The 14,250-nt window shown below is 61.8% G+C and carries 14 protein-coding genes; 7 read left to right on the forward strand and 7 right to left on the reverse strand.

The features are described from left to right. Window positions 1-93 precede the first annotated feature (93 nt). The gene (locus PSEBG33_RS23545) at window positions 94-942 is read right to left on the reverse strand and encodes a MaoC family dehydratase (RefSeq protein WP_005784455.1); all 849 of its coding nucleotides are present in this window, start codon (window positions 940-942) and stop codon (window positions 94-96) included. Between the two features lie 2 nt (window positions 943-944). Next, complete coding sequence (locus tag PSEBG33_RS23540; protein WP_005784457.1) at window positions 945-2,297, reverse strand: 3-oxoacyl-ACP reductase; 1,353 nt, start codon at window positions 2,295-2,297, stop codon at window positions 945-947. Between the two features lie 105 nt (window positions 2,298-2,402). Here PSEBG33_RS23540 and PSEBG33_RS23535 point away from each other — a divergent pair, with 105 nt between their 5' ends. Further along, complete coding sequence (locus PSEBG33_RS23535; protein ID WP_005784458.1) at window positions 2,403-3,680, forward strand: acetyl-CoA C-acetyltransferase; 1,278 nt, start codon at window positions 2,403-2,405, stop codon at window positions 3,678-3,680. Between the two features lie 134 nt (window positions 3,681-3,814). Further along, on the forward strand, window positions 3,815-4,714 hold the full coding sequence (locus PSEBG33_RS23530) for a PA4780 family RIO1-like protein kinase (protein WP_005784460.1): 900 nt from the start codon (window positions 3,815-3,817) through the stop codon (window positions 4,712-4,714). Window positions 4,715-4,842: 128 nt separating this feature from the next. Here the strand turns inward: PSEBG33_RS23530 and cueR are convergent, their stop codons facing one another. The 3 genes from cueR to PSEBG33_RS23515 form a co-directional block, all read right to left on the reverse strand. Further along, on the reverse strand, window positions 4,843-5,244 hold the full coding sequence (gene cueR, locus PSEBG33_RS23525) for a Cu(I)-responsive transcriptional regulator (RefSeq protein ID WP_003188242.1): 402 nt from the start codon (window positions 5,242-5,244) through the stop codon (window positions 4,843-4,845). Beyond that, window positions 5,241-7,442 (reverse strand): heavy metal translocating P-type ATPase, encoded by a 2,202-nt coding sequence (locus PSEBG33_RS23520; protein ID WP_005784462.1) that lies wholly within the window; start codon window positions 7,440-7,442, stop codon window positions 5,241-5,243. Before PSEBG33_RS23520 ends, cueR begins: the two co-directional genes overlap by 4 nt. A 66-nt stretch (window positions 7,443-7,508) precedes the next feature. Beyond that, a complete protein-coding gene (locus tag PSEBG33_RS23515; RefSeq protein ID WP_005784464.1) occupies window positions 7,509-7,889 on the reverse strand; it encodes a hypothetical protein in 381 nt (126 codons plus the stop codon). 147 nt (window positions 7,890-8,036) lie between these two features. On the opposite strand from PSEBG33_RS23515, the gene PSEBG33_RS23510 reads away from it, so the two are divergent. Continuing rightward, window positions 8,037-8,234 carry a heavy-metal-associated domain-containing protein gene (locus PSEBG33_RS23510; RefSeq protein WP_005784465.1) on the forward strand — a complete coding sequence of 66 codons (198 nt, stop codon included), beginning with the start codon at window positions 8,037-8,039 and terminating at the stop codon, window positions 8,232-8,234. Between the two features lie 88 nt (window positions 8,235-8,322). Beyond that, the gene (locus PSEBG33_RS23505) at window positions 8,323-9,516 is read left to right on the forward strand and encodes a multidrug effflux MFS transporter (protein WP_005784468.1); all 1,194 of its coding nucleotides are present in this window, start codon (window positions 8,323-8,325) and stop codon (window positions 9,514-9,516) included. Between the two features lie 8 nt (window positions 9,517-9,524). Here PSEBG33_RS23505 and PSEBG33_RS23500 read toward each other — a convergent pair whose 3' ends face one another. Continuing rightward, on the reverse strand, window positions 9,525-9,707 hold the full coding sequence (locus tag PSEBG33_RS23500; protein ID WP_005784470.1) for a hypothetical protein: 183 nt from the start codon (window positions 9,705-9,707) through the stop codon (window positions 9,525-9,527). A gap of 144 nt (window positions 9,708-9,851) precedes the next feature. Then, on the reverse strand, window positions 9,852-10,865 hold the full coding sequence (locus tag PSEBG33_RS23495; protein WP_005784471.1) for a zinc-binding alcohol dehydrogenase family protein: 1,014 nt from the start codon (window positions 10,863-10,865) through the stop codon (window positions 9,852-9,854). Window positions 10,866-10,998: 133 nt separating this feature from the next. Between PSEBG33_RS23495 and PSEBG33_RS23490 the strand changes: the two genes are divergently transcribed. The 3 genes from PSEBG33_RS23490 to PSEBG33_RS23480 all read left to right on the forward strand — a co-directional run bounded on the left by PSEBG33_RS23490 (window position 10,999) and on the right by PSEBG33_RS23480 (window position 14,219). Further along, window positions 10,999-11,910 carry a LysR family transcriptional regulator gene (locus tag PSEBG33_RS23490; RefSeq protein WP_005784473.1) on the forward strand — a complete coding sequence of 304 codons (912 nt, stop codon included), beginning with the start codon at window positions 10,999-11,001 and terminating at the stop codon, window positions 11,908-11,910. A 151-nt stretch (window positions 11,911-12,061) separates the two neighbouring features. Beyond that, a complete protein-coding gene (locus PSEBG33_RS23485; RefSeq protein WP_005784475.1) occupies window positions 12,062-12,748 on the forward strand; it encodes an ArsR/SmtB family transcription factor in 687 nt (228 codons plus the stop codon). 100 nt (window positions 12,749-12,848) lie between these two features. Further along, complete coding sequence (locus PSEBG33_RS23480; RefSeq protein ID WP_005784477.1) at window positions 12,849-14,219, forward strand: MFS transporter; 1,371 nt, start codon at window positions 12,849-12,851, stop codon at window positions 14,217-14,219. The last annotated feature ends 31 nt before the right edge of the window (window positions 14,220-14,250 follow it).

Consider the following 14,250-nt stretch of genomic DNA (forward strand, 5'->3'; position numbering starts at 1 on the left):
ATTAGGTGATGTGAATCAAAAGGTTGAATAAATAAGCGGACCTCGTAAGGTCCGCTATAACTTTGGGTGTATATATACAATTAATCGGTTTTTTCAGGCGATCGGCTGCCACTTTCCGAACATATGCTCAATGCCGCCCGGCCCTTTAAGTTCCAACTCGCCACTGGAACCGGCTGCGCTGCTCATCAATATCACTTCACCAGGCAGGCGCACGGGTTTCCTGAACTCGACATTGATTTCAATATTGGCGGCCGGCAGGTGTTCTCCCAGCGCCGCGAGCGTGCGGGCCTTGTTCCACAGTCCATGGGCGATGGCCTGGGGAAAACCGAACAGCTTGGCCGTCGGCGCACTGAGATGGATGGGGTTGTAATCGCCGGACACGCGGGCATAGCGGCGACCGATATCGGTGGGCGCTTTCCAGCGTGTCAGTTCGTTGAGCGGCCCTGGGACGTGCACGCTGTTATTCAGCGATTCGCCTTCAAGCTTTACGCCACGACAGAGCATCTGGCTTTCGGCTTCCCATAGCAGCCCAAGGGCATCTTCGACCACGGTCGCAATGTCAAAGGTCGCGCCCTTGGCGTGAGGCTGTAGGTTGTGCGCGTACACACCGATGCTCAGCTCTCCCACGCCGCCCAGAGGCCGGTGGATGCGGATGCGATTGCTCAGATGGACCAGCCCCAACAGCGGAAACGGAAACGCCTTGTCGGTCAGCAGTTGCAGTTGCAGACCGAACGCCAGGATGTGCGGGTAAGTCGCTGGCAGCATCGGGCTGTCGGTGAACCCGCAGACCTTGCGGTACGCCGCGACGGCCTTGGGATCGACGCTGACCCGACAGCGCCAGCCGCGTTCGGGCAACGTGCTGCCGGTGATCTTGCGCTTGAGTGCCGCACGCCAGTACATCGGGTGTAGCGACGGTGTGCTGTCCAAGGTTTGCCATTGCATGCTTATGCTCCCAGAAGACTTTGCCCACACACACGCAGCGCCTGGCCGCTGACGGCACCGGAACCCGGCTGGCCGAGCCACGCCACGGCTTCGGCCACGTCCTGTGGCATGCCACCCTGGCCAAGCGAACTCATGCGTCGCCCGGCCTCACGCAGGGCAAACGGGATGTGTGCGGTCATCTGGGTTTCGATAAAGCCCGGCGCCACGGCGTTGATGCTGATCCCGCGTTCCTTCAAAAGGGGCGCCCATGCCTGGGCCAGGCCGATCAAACCGGCCTTGCTCGCGGCATAGTTGGTTTGCCCACGATTGCCGGCGATGCCACTGATGGACGCCAGCAGCACGATCCGTGCGTTGTCGTGCAGAGTGCCGCTGTCGAGCAGGGCCTTGGTCAGCACTTGCGGAGCATTGAGGTTCACCGCCAGCACCGCGTCCCAGTATTCGGGCGTCATGTTGGCCAGGGTTTTGTCACGGGTGATGCCGGCGTTGTGCACCAGGATATCGAGCCCGTCGGGCAAGTGTTCGACCAACTGGCTGGCGGCGTCTTCGGCGCAGATATCCAGCACCACCGTACGCGCATTCAGGCGTGCGGCCAGGGCTTCGAGGTCGGCCTTGGCCTGGGGCACATCGAGCAAAATCACCTCGGCGCCGTCGCGGGCCAGGGTTTCGGCGATGGACGCACCGATGCCCCGGGCGGCGCCAGTGACCAGCGCCTTGCGCCCCGCCAGCGGGCGCGTCCAGTCTTCGACCGGGGTGTCGCAGGCTGACAGGCGAATGACTTGGCCCGAAATGTAAGCGCTTTTGGGCGAGAGGAAAAACCGCAGCGCGCCTTCCAATTGGTCCTCGGCCCCGTCACCCACATACAGCAACTGCAACACGCCACCGCTGCGCAGTTCCTTGGCCAGCGAGCGGCTGAAGCCTTCCAGGGCGCGCTGGGCGCTGGCGGCAAACGGGTCGCTGAGGCTTTCCGGCGCACGGCCGAGGATCACCAGGTGCGCGCTATGGTCGAGGTTTTTCAGCAATGGCTGGAAGAACTCACGCAGTTGCTTGAGTTGGTCGGTGTGCTTCAAGTCACTGGCGTCGAACACCACCGCCTTGAGCTTGGGGCCGTGCCCGGGAATCCACGCGGATGCCGTCGAGGCTTCTGCGCCGTAGCTGTAGACGGCGTCGGTGAGCCGATTGGCAAACGCCAGCACCTTGCTCGTCAATGCGCCGCCGCCCAGCAACAGTGCGCCTTCGACCGGGCGCAGGCGTCCGGCTTGCCAGCGTTCCAGGCGTACCGGTGACGGCAGGCCAATGGCGGCGACCAGGCGATGGCCGAGGCTTGAGTTGGCGAAGTCGATATAACGGTCAGACATGGAACGCTCTCCGAAGGCTGGGGTTCAAAGGGTTGACCATCCCAGGGTAGCAGTCGTTCGACTAGGCTCAGTGATCAAGCCCATAACCGACAGAGGGAGCTTTTCATGACTCAATTGCGCCGAGTGGCGATCATTGGCGGTAACCGCATTCCTTTCGCCCGTTCCAATGGCCCTTACGCCACGGCGAGTAACCAGGCGATGCTCACCGCCGCCCTGGAGGGCCTGATCGAGCGCTACAACCTGCATGGCCTGCGCATGGGCGAGGTGGCCGCCGGCGCGGTGCTCAAGCATTCCCGCGATTTCAACCTGACGCGCGAATGCGTGCTCGGCTCGCGGTTGTCGCCGCAGACCCCCGCATACGACATTCAGCAAGCCTGTGGCACCGGTCTGGAAGCGGCGTTGCTGGTGGCTAACAAAATCGCGCTGGGCCAGATCGAATGTGGCATTGCCGGCGGGGTGGACACCACGTCCGATGCACCGATTGGCGTGAATGAAGGGCTACGCAAGCTGCTACTCAAAGCCAACCGCAGCAAATCCATGGCAGACAAATTAAAAATTCTGTTACAACTTCGTCCGCAGCACCTCAAGCCCGAGCTGCCGCGCAATGGCGAACCGCGCACTGGGCTGTCCATGGGCCAACACTGCGAACTGATGGCCCAGACCTGGCAGATCCCGCGTGCCGACCAAGACCAGCTGGCGCTGGAGAGTCATCAAAAGATGGCCGCGTCTTACGCCGAAGGCTGGCATAACGATTTGCTCACGCCGTTTCTCGGCCTCACCCGTGACAACAACCTGCGCCCGGACCTGACCCTGGAAAAACTCGCCGCCCTCAAGCCGGCCTTCGAGCGTAGCGAAAAGGGCACGCTGACCGCCGGCAACTCTACGCCGCTGACCGATGGTGCCTCCCTGGTGCTGCTCGGCAGTGAAGCGTGGGCCAAGGAGCGGGGGCTGCCGATCCTTGCGTACCTGCGTGATGGCGAAGCGGCGGCGGTGGATTTCGTCAACGGTGCCGAGGGTCTGTTGATGGCGCCGGTGTATGCGGTGCCGCGCTTGCTGGCCCGCAATGGCCTGACCTTGCAGGATTTTGATTACTACGAGATCCACGAGGCCTTTGCTGCCCAGGTGTTGTGCACGCTCAAGGCGTGGGAAGACGCCGATTACTGCAAGACGCGCCTGGGCCTGGATGCTCCGTTGGGGGCTATCGATCGCAGCCGGCTCAACGTCAAGGGCAGTTCTTTGGCGGCAGGCCATCCATTTGCCGCCACCGGCGGGCGCATCGTTGCCAACCTCGCCAAGTTGCTGGATGCGGCGAGCAAAGGGCGGGGGTTGATTTCGATCTGTGCTGCTGGCGGCCAAGGGGTGACAGCGATTATCGAACGCTGATTGCCAAAAAAATTGGCCCATTGCATGCATTCTGAAGGGGTCAGAGGTCGGTAGCCTCTCCCACCGGCGAGCTGATTGCCGTATAACGAGTGCCACACGCGTGTTTGGTAATACAGGACCCACAATAAAAGCTGATGAAGACTCCTAAACGCATTGAACCCCTGATCGAAGACGGTCTGGTCGACGAAGTGCTGCGCCCACTCATGAGTGGTAAAGAAGCAGCTGTTTATGTGGTGCGCTGCGGCAACGAATTGCGTTGCGCCAAGGTTTACAAGGAGGCGAACAAACGAAGTTTTCGTCAGGCGGCCGAATACCAGGAAGGCCGAAAGGTCCGTAACAGCCGCCAGGCCCGGGCCATGGCCAAGGGCTCCAAGTTCGGCAAGAAAGAAACCGAAGATGCCTGGCAGAACGCCGAAGTGGCGGCGCTGTTCCGTCTCGCCGGTGCCGGCGTTCGCGTGCCCAAGCCGTACGACTTCCTTGAGGGCGTGCTGTTGATGGAGCTGGTGGCCGACGAGTACGGTGATGCAGCGCCGCGTTTGAATGACGTGGTACTGGAGCCGGACCAGGCGCGCGAGTACCACGCCTTCCTGATCTCGCAGATCGTGCTGATGTTGTGCACCGGCCTGGTGCATGGTGACCTGTCCGAGTTCAACGTACTGCTTACGCCGACGGGCCCGGTGATCATCGACCTGCCCCAGGCAGTGGATGCGGCGGGCAACAACCACGCCTTCAACATGCTGGAGCGGGACGTGGGCAACATGGCTTCCTACTTTGGACGCTTTGCCCCGGAGCTGAAGAAGACCAAGTACGCCAAGGAAATGTGGGCGCTGTACGAAGCCGGCACCTTGCATCCGGCCAGTGTGTTGACCGGTGAGTTCGACGAACCGGAAGAGCTGGCGGACGTAGGCGGTGTGATCCGCGAAATCGAAGCGGCGCGGCTGGATGAAGAGCGTCGCCAGGCGATTCGCGCGGCAGACGATGCGCCACCGAGCAAAGTGCCGGACGAACCGCCACCGCCGCCTTGGATGCAGTAACTCAAAACGGCGCGTTCCAATGTGGGAGCTGGCTTGCCTGCGATGCAGACCCCTTGGTGTATCAGTGACACCGAGGTGATGCTATCGCAGGCAAGCCAGCTCCCACATTGGGTTTTGTGTTTATCCGGTCAGGCGCAGCAGTTGCCCGCTGCCAATTCCTTGAGTATCGGGCAATCGGGTCGATGATCGCCCTGGCAGTGCTCCATCAGGTCCTGCAAGGTGTCGCGCAGTTGCCCCAGCTCGCGAATCTTGTGGTTCAACTCGTCTATGTGCTGGCGCGCCAGGGCTTTTACGTCGGCGCTGGCCCGCTGCCGGTCTTCCCACAAGGTCAGCAGCTTGCCGACCTCTTCCAATGAAAACCCCAGGTCCCGCGAGCGCTTGATAAACGTCAGGGTGTGCAGGTCGTCGTGGCCATACACACGGTAGCCGCTATCGGTGCGATGGGCCGTTTTCAGCAGGCCGATGGATTCGTAGTAGCGAATCATCTTTGCACTCAGCCCGCTGGTGCGGGCGGCTTGGCCGATGTTCATGGGTGTTGATCCTCCAGGTCCTTGGGTTTCCAGGTTTTCAACAACAGTGCATTGCTCACCACGCTGACGCTGGACAAGGCCATGGCAGCCCCAGCCAGTACCGGGTTGAGCAGGCCGAAGGCGGCCAGGGGAATGCCGATCAAGTTATACACAAAGGCCCAGAACAGATTCTGTCGAATTTTTGCATAAGTCTTGCGGCTGATCTCCAGCGCGGCTGGCACCAGGCGCGGGTCGCCGCGCATCAGGGTGATACCGGCGGCGTGCATGGCCACATCGGTGCCGCCGCCCATGGCAATGCCGATATCGGCAGCGGCCAGCGCCGGGGCATCGTTGATACCGTCGCCAACCATGGCCACCACCCCGGTTTTTTTCAGCTCGGCAACGGCGGCAGCTTTGTAGGCCGGCAGCACTTCGGCGTGCACGTCATCGATCCCCAACGCCTGCGCCACGACCCGTGCACTGCCGTGGTTATCGCCGGTAATCAGGTGGCTGCTGATGTGCTGCGCCTTGAGTTGTTGCACCGCCTCAAGTGCGCCGGGCTTGAGGGTGTCGCCAAACGCAAACAGGCCCAGTACACGCGGTTGCGCACCTTGCTCGATCAGCCAGGACAAGGTGCGGCCTTCGGCTTCCCATTCCTTGGCACGCTGAGCCAAATCGCCTGCGTCCAGACCGGTTTCCTCCAGCAGGCGTCGATTGCCCAGCGCCAGTGGGCGACCGTCCAGCGTACCGGCAATGCCGCGTCCGGTCAGGGATTGGCTGGCGCTCACATCGGCCACGTCCAGACCTTTCTCTTGGCAGGCATCCAGCACGGCTTTGGCCAGCGGGTGTTCACTGCCGCGTTGCAAGGCGCCGGCCTGTTGCAATAAGAGGGCTTCATCGCCGTCCACCGCCGCCAGGTGCGCAATTTTTGGCGCGCCGGAGGTCAGGGTGCCGGTCTTGTCGAACACCACGGCGCTCACGGCATGGGCGCGTTCCAGGGCTTCGGCATCCTTGATCAGAATACCGTGGCGTGCTGCGACGCCGGTGCCGGCCATGATCGCGGTCGGCGTGGCCAGGCCCAGGGCACAAGGGCAGGCGATCACCAGCACGGCGACCGCATTGATGATCGCGGTTTCCAGCGATGCGCCATACAACCACCAGCCCACTACGGTGATCAGCGCCAAGACCAACACGGCCGGTACGAACACCTGGCTGACTTTATCCACCAGTTTCTGGATCGGTGCCTTGGCGGCCTGGGCGTCTTCGACCAGGCGGATGATGCGCGCCAGCACGCTCTCCGCGCCCAGGGCCAGGGTGCGCACCAGCAAACGGCCTTCACCGTTGATGGCACCACCGGTGACCGGGTCGCCGGGCTGTTTCGGCACCGGCAGGCTTTCGCCGCTGATCAGCGCTTCATCGGCATGGCTTTGGCCTTCCACCACCTCGCCGTCCACCGGGAAGCGTTCGCCGGGTTTGACCAGCACCAGGTCACCGTGCTTCAAGGCATTGATCGCGACGTCTTCTTCGCGGCCATCCAGCACGCGGATCGCTCGTTCCGGACGCAAGGCTTCAAGGGCGCGGATGGCGCTGGCGGTCTGGCGCTTGGCGCGGCTTTCCAGGTATTTGCCCAGCAGCACCAGAGCGATGACCACCGCTGAAGCTTCGAAGTACAGGTGCGGCGTCACGCCGGGGGCGGCGGTGAGCCATTCATAGATACTCAGGCCGTAGCCGGCGCTGGTGCCGATTGCCACCAGCAGGTCCATGTTGCCGGCGCCGGCGCGTACGGCTTTCCAGGCGGCAACATAGAAGCGCGCACCGAGGATGAATTGCACCGGTGTGGCCAGGGCGAACTGTATCCAGGCCGGGAGCATCCAGTGCAGGCCGAAGGGTTCTACCAGCATCGGCAGCACCAGGGGCAGCGCCAGCACAATCCCCGCCACCAGCGCCCAGCGCTCGCGGCGCAGGCGCCCGGCCTGGTCGGCTTCGGTGGCGGTTTCGCTTTGTGGCAGGGTGGCGGTGTAGCCGGCCTTGTCGACTGCGGCGAGCAGTACGCTGGCGTCCATCTGGCCGAGCACTTCGATGTGGGCGCGTTCGTTGGCCAGGTTGACGCTCACGCGCTGCACCCCCGGCACCTTGCCCAGCGCGCGTTCGACGCGGCCGGCACAGCTGGCGCAGGTCATGCCGCCGATGGGCAGGTCAAATGTGGTGGATCCATTCATGGGGCAGTCCTCCAGAAGAAGTTGCCACTAGGATCAACCTTAACCTGTGGGGAAGGTCAAGCGTCTTCAGTATTCCAATGCGGCAGGTTTGAGGTACATGCCGTCCTGGCCCTGGGCAATACGCAATTTGCGGACATCACCGGCTTTCAACGTAATGTTCTGCGCCGCTGGCGCCAGCATCCCTGGCTGGCAGCCCGGGGACTGGCCTGGCAATAGCTTGAGGCGCAGCGACACGTTACCTGCGGGCAGATTGAACGAGGTGGCTTGTTCCTGGAACAGGCGTCCGGCCAGTTGGTCCTGAAGATACAGGCCGATTTCGCAATTGGTGGGTACTTCCAGGCGTTCGCGGGAAATGATCAGCACCGCATAATCTTCAGCGGCGAGTGCCGGGGGCACAACGGCAGACAAGCTCATCAGGCCGGCAAGGGCAAAAAACGACCAGCGCATGGCGAATGCTCCATGGTTCACAGCGAGGAAAGTTGAAGCTTGGCCGACGTCGCCTGCGAATACCAGCCCGGCCGATTTTTTTGAAACTTGACCTTGCCGTCGTGGCAAGGTTGACACTGTGCCCAACCTCATCAAAGGAGTCATGTCATGCAAATATTCAGTGTTGAAGGAATGACCTGTGGCCATTGCGTTCGAGCGGTGACCCAGGCGGTACAGAGCAAGGATGCGGCGGCGAGTGTCGAAGTAGATTTGGGCGCTAAAGAAGTGCGCGTGGCAAGCAGTCTGCCCTCGGATAAGGTCATCCAACTGATCACCGAGGAGGGCTACACCGCCAAACTGGCGTGATTTTTTCTGATCGTTAGCGACCTAACGTAATGTTCACGGCACCCAAGCGCGGCTAGACTGTCGAGCTGCCGACTCACTTGGGTGTCTGATGAACCTTCGCATAATCCTGATTCTGGGCGCCTTGAGCGCCTTCGCGCCGTTGGCGATCGACTTCTACCTGCCAGGCTTTCCGGCCATGGCCACGGCCTTTGCCACTGACGAAAAACATATCCAACTGACCCTGGCGGTGTATTTCGCCGGCCTGGCTATCGGTCAATTGATCTACGGCCCGCTGGCTGACCGTTTCGGTCGGCGCGTGCCGCTGCTCAGCGGCGTCACGTTGTTTACCATCGCATCCTTCGCCTGTGCCTACGCGCCGTCGCTGGAGTGGCTGATCGGTGCGCGTTTCGTGCAGGCCCTTGGTGGTTGCGCGGGCATGGTGATTTCCCGGGCGGTGGTGAGTGACAAGTGCGACGCAGTGGGCTCGGCCAAGGTGTATTCGCAACTGATGCTGGTCACCGGCCTGGCGCCGATCCTTGCGCCATTGGCGGGTGGGCTGATGGTCGGGGTGTGGGGCTGGCAGTCGATTTTCCTGGCACTGTCGTTGTTCAGCGTGATGGCGGCTATCGCCGTGGCAGTCGGCTTGCCGGAAACCTTCCCGGCCGATCAGCCGCGCCAGCCACTGTCTGGTTCGTTGCGCCGCTACGGCTCGCTGTTGTCGGACCGCGTGTACCTGGGCTATGCCTTGACCGGCGGCATCTCGATTGCCGGGATGTTTGCCTACATCGCCGGCTCCCCCTTCGTATTTATCAAACTCTACGGCGTGCCTGCCGAGCATTACGGCTGGCTGTTCGGTTCCAACGCCGCCGGCTTTATCCTGGTGGCGCAGTTGAATGCGCGGTTGCTGGCCAAGCGTGGCCCGGCGTTTTTGCTGTCGCGTACGGTGTGGGTCTACGTGGCGGCGGCGTTGACGCTGCTGGGGATTGCCGCGCTGCGCACTGAGGCGCTGTGGCCGTTGCTGGTGCCGCTATTTATCTGCATCGCCAGCCTGGGCTGCATTTTGCCGAACACCTCGGCCTGTGCCATGAGCGGGCAAGGCGCACGGGCGGGCAGTGCCTCGGCGTTGCTCGGGTGTATCCAGTTCGGCGTGGCGGCGGGTGCGGCGTCGCTGGTCGGCGTGTTGCATGATGGTACGGCGATGCCGATGGCCATGGTCATCAGCTTGTGCGGCGTGCTGGCGGTAACGATTGCAATGTCGACCCAGCGCCTGCAACGGGCAAGGGCCACGCAGGCGCAGGTCTGATAGACGGGTCAGCCAGCGGCAGAGCGCTGCTGGCCGAGGGGGAAACGGTGGGGGGCCTGGATCCGCGCTTGCAGGGTGTCAACGAAGGCGCGGGCCTCGGCTTCACTGCGGAAGGTGATGGCTTCGCCGTCGAGACGAACTTGCCATAGCTTGCCTGGGGATTTTGCTAACGCTTTTATCAGGATTTTCATTGCTGACTTCCTCACGTAAAAGAATCGTGGCAAAGGCGGCCAATATAAACCCGAATCCCCTCACAAATATGACGAAGATCAACTCTCGGACTAATGGTGTCGTCCATTACCTACACGTATAACGGACGACACTGACAGCGTTTTTTAGAACCCTTCCAGCACGATCTTGCCCTTGGCCTTGCCGCTTTCCAGCAGCGCGTGGGCACGGCGCACATTGGCTGCATTGATCACACCGAAATGCTCGCCCACCGTGGTTTTCAGGGTGCCGGCGTCGATCAGATCGGCCACGCGGTTAAGCAGGTTGTGCTGCTCGATCATGTCGGGCGTCTCGAACATCGAGCGGGTGTACATGAACTCCCAGTGCAGCGACAGGCTCTTGCGCTTGAGCTTGCTTACATCCAGCGCCTTGGGGTCGTCGATCAACGCCAGCTTGCCTTGGGGTTGCAGCGCTTCCACCAGTTGATCCAGGTGATGCTCGGTTTGGGTCAGGCTGGCGACGTGGGTCACTTGCCCAAGGCCTGCCTGTTTCAGCGCTTCGCTCAGCGGCTGGCTGTGGTCGATCACTACGTGGGCGCCCAAGGCTTTGGCCCATTCCTGAGTCTCGGGGCGCGAGGCGGTACCGATGACTTTCAGCGCCGTGAGTTGGTTGGCCAGTTGGGTCAGGATCGACCCCACGCCGCCGGCAGCGCCGACGATCAGCAGGCTCTGGCCGTGATCTTCCTTGCCTTCGGGTATTTGCAAACGTTCAAACAGCAGTTCCCACGCTGTGATGGCGGTCAACGGCAGCGCGGCCGCTTCGGCAAACCCCAGGCTTTTGGGCATATGGCCGACGATGCGTTCATCGACCGTATGCAGTTCGCTGTTGCCGCCTGGGCGCACCAGGGAGCCGGCGTAGAACACCTTGTCACCGGCTTTGAACAGCGTCACATCGCTGCCGACCGCCTTGACCACACCGGCCACGTCCCAGCCCAACACCTTGGCGTCGCCATTTTCCGGGGCGACGTTGTGGCGCACCTTGGTGTCCACCGGGTTGACCGAGATGGCTTTGACTTCCACCAGCAGGTCGCGCGGGCCGGCCACGGGCTCCGGCAGCTCTATATCTTGCAGGGATTTTGGATCATTGATCGGCAATGACGTGTAGTAGGCAATGGCTTTCATGAGGGCTCCGGTAAAAGGTCAGAGTGATATAGCTAAGAACGGGATGGGCAGATGATTGGCTATTTCCTACGCAGATAAAAGCGGCTAAAACAGCAGTCTGTTTCAACCAAATTTTGATAATGGGCGGAATTCCATGCTGCGTTTTGATGATTTGCAGTTGTTTGTACGTGCTGCGGACCTGGGCAGCCTGTCGGCGGCGGCACGGGTGATGGACCTGTCACCGGCAGTGGCCAGCGCCGCGCTCAAGCGTATCGAACAGCAACTGGGCACGCGTTTGCTGGCGCGCTCCACACGCAGCCTGCGCCTGACCGCCGAGGGCGAGGGCTTCCTGGAATATGCGCGTGCGTCACTAAGCGCGCTGGACGATGGCCGGCGCTTATTGGCCAGTGGCCAGGATCATGTGAGCGGCGTGCTGCAATTGTCGGCGCCGTCGGATTTCGGTCGCAACCAGCTGCTGCCGTGGCTGGATGAGTTCCAGCAGCAACACCCGCAACTGAACGTGCGCCTGTTGCTGGGCGATCGCATTGCCGACCTGTTCCGTCAGCCAGTGGACATTGCCCTGCGCTATGGTGAGCCCGAGGATTCCAGCCTGGTGGCTCTGCCCATCGCCCCGGACAATATTCGTGTGCTGTGCGCCGCGCCGAGCTACCTCGCCCGGCATGGCGAACCCCAGCATCTGGAGCAACTGGCCCAGCACAATTGCCTGCTCTACATGCTCGGCAGCCGGGTGCATGACCATTGGGGGTTTTATGACGGCAAGCGCCACGTGAGCCTGACGGTCAGTGGTGACCGGTTCAGTGATGACGCCGATGTGGTGCGGCGCTGGGCGGTGGCGGGCATGGGTATCGCTTACAAGTCCTGGCTGGATATCAGCACCGATGTGCTGGCCGGGCGCTTGCGTTTGATCCTGCCGCAGCTGCAGGGCGAGCGCACACCGCTCAACTTGCTATGTGCCCATCGTGCGCAATTGAGCAAACCCATCAATCTGCTGCGGGACATGCTCGTGTCCCGGTGTGCGACCTTGACGGCGCAACGACCGGGCTGACGGCGACTTGGCAATAGCCTGCGTAACGATCGGAAATTTCACTCATATCCTGTCCTGATCCGAGCTGTCGGAGGCCGCGGAAGCTGGGGCGTGCGCACCTATACTTTGGCGTCAACCGCAGCAGAAAAATGATCTTACAGGGAGTGAATACATGGAAGCAGCACCTTGCATCAGTCAGATCGCCAGCTTGCTGGCCGAGCCCAAACGCACGGCCATGCTTTGGGCCCTGATGGACGGTTCGGCGAAGTCTTCAGAAGAGCTGGCAACGCTGGCCGGGTTGTCGCCGGCGTCGGCCAATGCCCATTTGGCGCGGCTGACCGGCAGCGGTCTGCTGCGGATCGAGGCCCGACGTGGCAAGCGCTTGTTTCGCGTGGCGGCTGCGGATGTGAGTGCCGCCATTGATGCGCTGGCCAGCACCACCATGGCCAGCGCGGCGCGCAGCACACCGCAAGCCTTGCCGCCGGTACTGATGGCACCGCAGTTGTTGCGCCGTGCCCGCTGGTGTCACGGCCATCTCGGCGGCGAGTTGGCGGCGCAGTTGTATCAACGGATGCTTGAGGCCGGATGGTTCGAGCGCCATGAGCAGCGTACCGAGGTTACGGTCAAGGGCGCGCAGCATTTGGCGGACCTGGGAATTTTTATCCAGGCCCTGGCAGCGCCGCTGGTGTGCGACTGTTTCGACTGGAGCCAGCAGCAACCGCATCTGGGCGGAGCGTTGGGGGCGGGGTTGATGCAGCTGTTTCTGCAGGCCAACTGGATCAGCGTGATCAACGAGTCGCGTGCCTTGTCAATCAACGAGGCAGGGCTCAGGGAGATCAGCCGGCTGGCGGCACGTTAAGCGCGTCGTTCAGAGCTGCAATCAGGTCGCATCCAGCAATAGCCTGGACAAACGATGCCGCACACTCGCCAAGGGGATTTTTCATACGGGGGGATGCGGCATGGTCAGGCAGGGTTATAGCGCAGCGCAGCGGCTGGAACGGTTGCCCATCAGCGGCTACCACCGAGTCATCTTCATCATCATTGCCCTGGCGTTTTTCTTCGACTCCATGGACTTGGCGATGATGACCTTTCTGTTGGGCTCGATCAAAACCGAGTTTGGCTTGAGCACGGCCCAGGCCGGGTTGCTGGCCAGTTCGAGTTTTTTCGGCATGGTGGTGGGTGCTTCTCTTTCTGGAATGCTCGCGGATCGCTTTGGGCGCAAACCGGTGTTTCAGTGGAGCATCGTGTTGTGGGGCGTGGCCAGTTACCTGTGCTCCACGGCGCAGACGGTGGAGGCGTTGACGTTGTTTCGGATCCTGTTGGGCATTGGCATGGGCATGGAGTTTCCTATTGCTCAGTCGATGCTGTCGGAGTTGATTCCCGCCAAACGGCGCGGGCGTTACATTGCGTTGATGGATGGTTTCTGGCCGTTGGGCTTTGTAGCCGCCGGGGTGCTGTCGTACTTTTTGCTGCCGGTGATTGGTTGGCGCGACATCTTCCTGGTGTTGGCTGTACCGGCGGTGTTTGTGTTGGCCATCCGCTTCTTTATTCCGGAGTCGCCGCGTTGGCTGGAACAGGCCGGGCGCCACGAAGCGGCGGACAAGGTATTGCTGGGTATCGAGCAGAAGGTACGCGATTCCCTGGGCCGCGCCGATTTGCCGGAGCCGATGGTCCTGCCATGGGTAGAGAGTACGCCGGGTACATTCTTTTCTGCGTTCCAGCAGCTGTGGTCGGCGCAGTACCGCCAACGCACGATGATGATCTGGAGCGTGTGGTTCTTTGCCTTGCTCGGGTTCTACGGGCTGACGTCGTGGTTGAGCGCGCTATTGCAGCAATCGGGTTTCGCCGTGACCCAGTCGGTGTATTACACGGTGATCATTTCCCTGGGCGGGATCCCCGGCTTTTTGATGGCGGCCTGGCTGGTCGAGCGCTGGGGGCGTAAACCGGTGTGCGTGGTGACGCTGCTGGGTGGCGGGGTGATGGCGTTTCTGTATGGGCAAAGTGCTGTGTTTGGCGGCAATGTGGCCCTGCTGATCACCTCCGGGCTGTTGATGCAGTTTTTCCTGTTTGGCATGTGGGCGGTGCTGTACACCTACACGCCGGAGCTATATCCCACTTCGGCGCGAGCTACAGGTTCCGGATTTGCGTCAGCGATTGGCCGCGTAGGCTCGTTGCTGGGGCCGTTGGTGACCGGGTTGGTATTTCCGATAACCGGGCAGGGCGGGGTATTTGCCTTGGGCGCGTTGTGCTTTGCCGTGGCGGCGCTGGTGGTGTGGGTGTTCGGGATGGAGACCAAGGGCAAGACGCTGGAAGAGCTCACCCAAATCTAAAGATCAGCGCAAAACCTATGTGGGAGGGGGC

It is taken from the genome of Pseudomonas synxantha BG33R (assembly GCF_000263715.2).
Lineage (GTDB): Bacteria > Pseudomonadota > Gammaproteobacteria > Pseudomonadales > Pseudomonadaceae > Aquipseudomonas > Aquipseudomonas synxantha_A.

Coding starts and splice junctions, on each gene's coding strand:
- PSEBG33_RS23535 (WP_005784458.1), top strand. CDS start 2,403: ATGACTCAATTGCGCCGAGTGGCGATCATTGGCGGTAACCGCATTCCT.
- PSEBG33_RS23495 (WP_005784471.1), bottom strand. CDS start 10,865: ATGAAAGCCATTGCCTACTACACGTCATTGCCGATCAATGATCCAAAA.
- PSEBG33_RS23480 (WP_005784477.1), top strand. CDS start 12,849: ATGGTCAGGCAGGGTTATAGCGCAGCGCAGCGGCTGGAACGGTTGCCC.
- PSEBG33_RS23530 (WP_005784460.1), top strand. CDS start 3,815: ATGAAGACTCCTAAACGCATTGAACCCCTGATCGAAGACGGTCTGGTC.
- PSEBG33_RS23505 (WP_005784468.1), top strand. CDS start 8,323: ATGAACCTTCGCATAATCCTGATTCTGGGCGCCTTGAGCGCCTTCGCG.
- PSEBG33_RS23515 (WP_005784464.1), bottom strand. CDS start 7,889: ATGCGCTGGTCGTTTTTTGCCCTTGCCGGCCTGATGAGCTTGTCTGCC.
- PSEBG33_RS23490 (WP_005784473.1), top strand. CDS start 10,999: ATGCTGCGTTTTGATGATTTGCAGTTGTTTGTACGTGCTGCGGACCTG.
- PSEBG33_RS23500 (WP_005784470.1), bottom strand. CDS start 9,707: ATGAAAATCCTGATAAAAGCGTTAGCAAAATCCCCAGGCAAGCTATGG.
- PSEBG33_RS23485 (WP_005784475.1), top strand. CDS start 12,062: ATGGAAGCAGCACCTTGCATCAGTCAGATCGCCAGCTTGCTGGCCGAG.
- PSEBG33_RS23510 (WP_005784465.1), top strand. CDS start 8,037: ATGCAAATATTCAGTGTTGAAGGAATGACCTGTGGCCATTGCGTTCGA.
- PSEBG33_RS23520 (WP_005784462.1), bottom strand. CDS start 7,442: ATGAATGGATCCACCACATTTGACCTGCCCATCGGCGGCATGACCTGC.
- cueR (WP_003188242.1), bottom strand. CDS start 5,244: ATGAACATCGGCCAAGCCGCCCGCACCAGCGGGCTGAGTGCAAAGATG.
- PSEBG33_RS23540 (WP_005784457.1), bottom strand. CDS start 2,297: ATGTCTGACCGTTATATCGACTTCGCCAACTCAAGCCTCGGCCATCGC.
- PSEBG33_RS23545 (WP_005784455.1), bottom strand. CDS start 942: ATGCAATGGCAAACCTTGGACAGCACACCGTCGCTACACCCGATGTAC.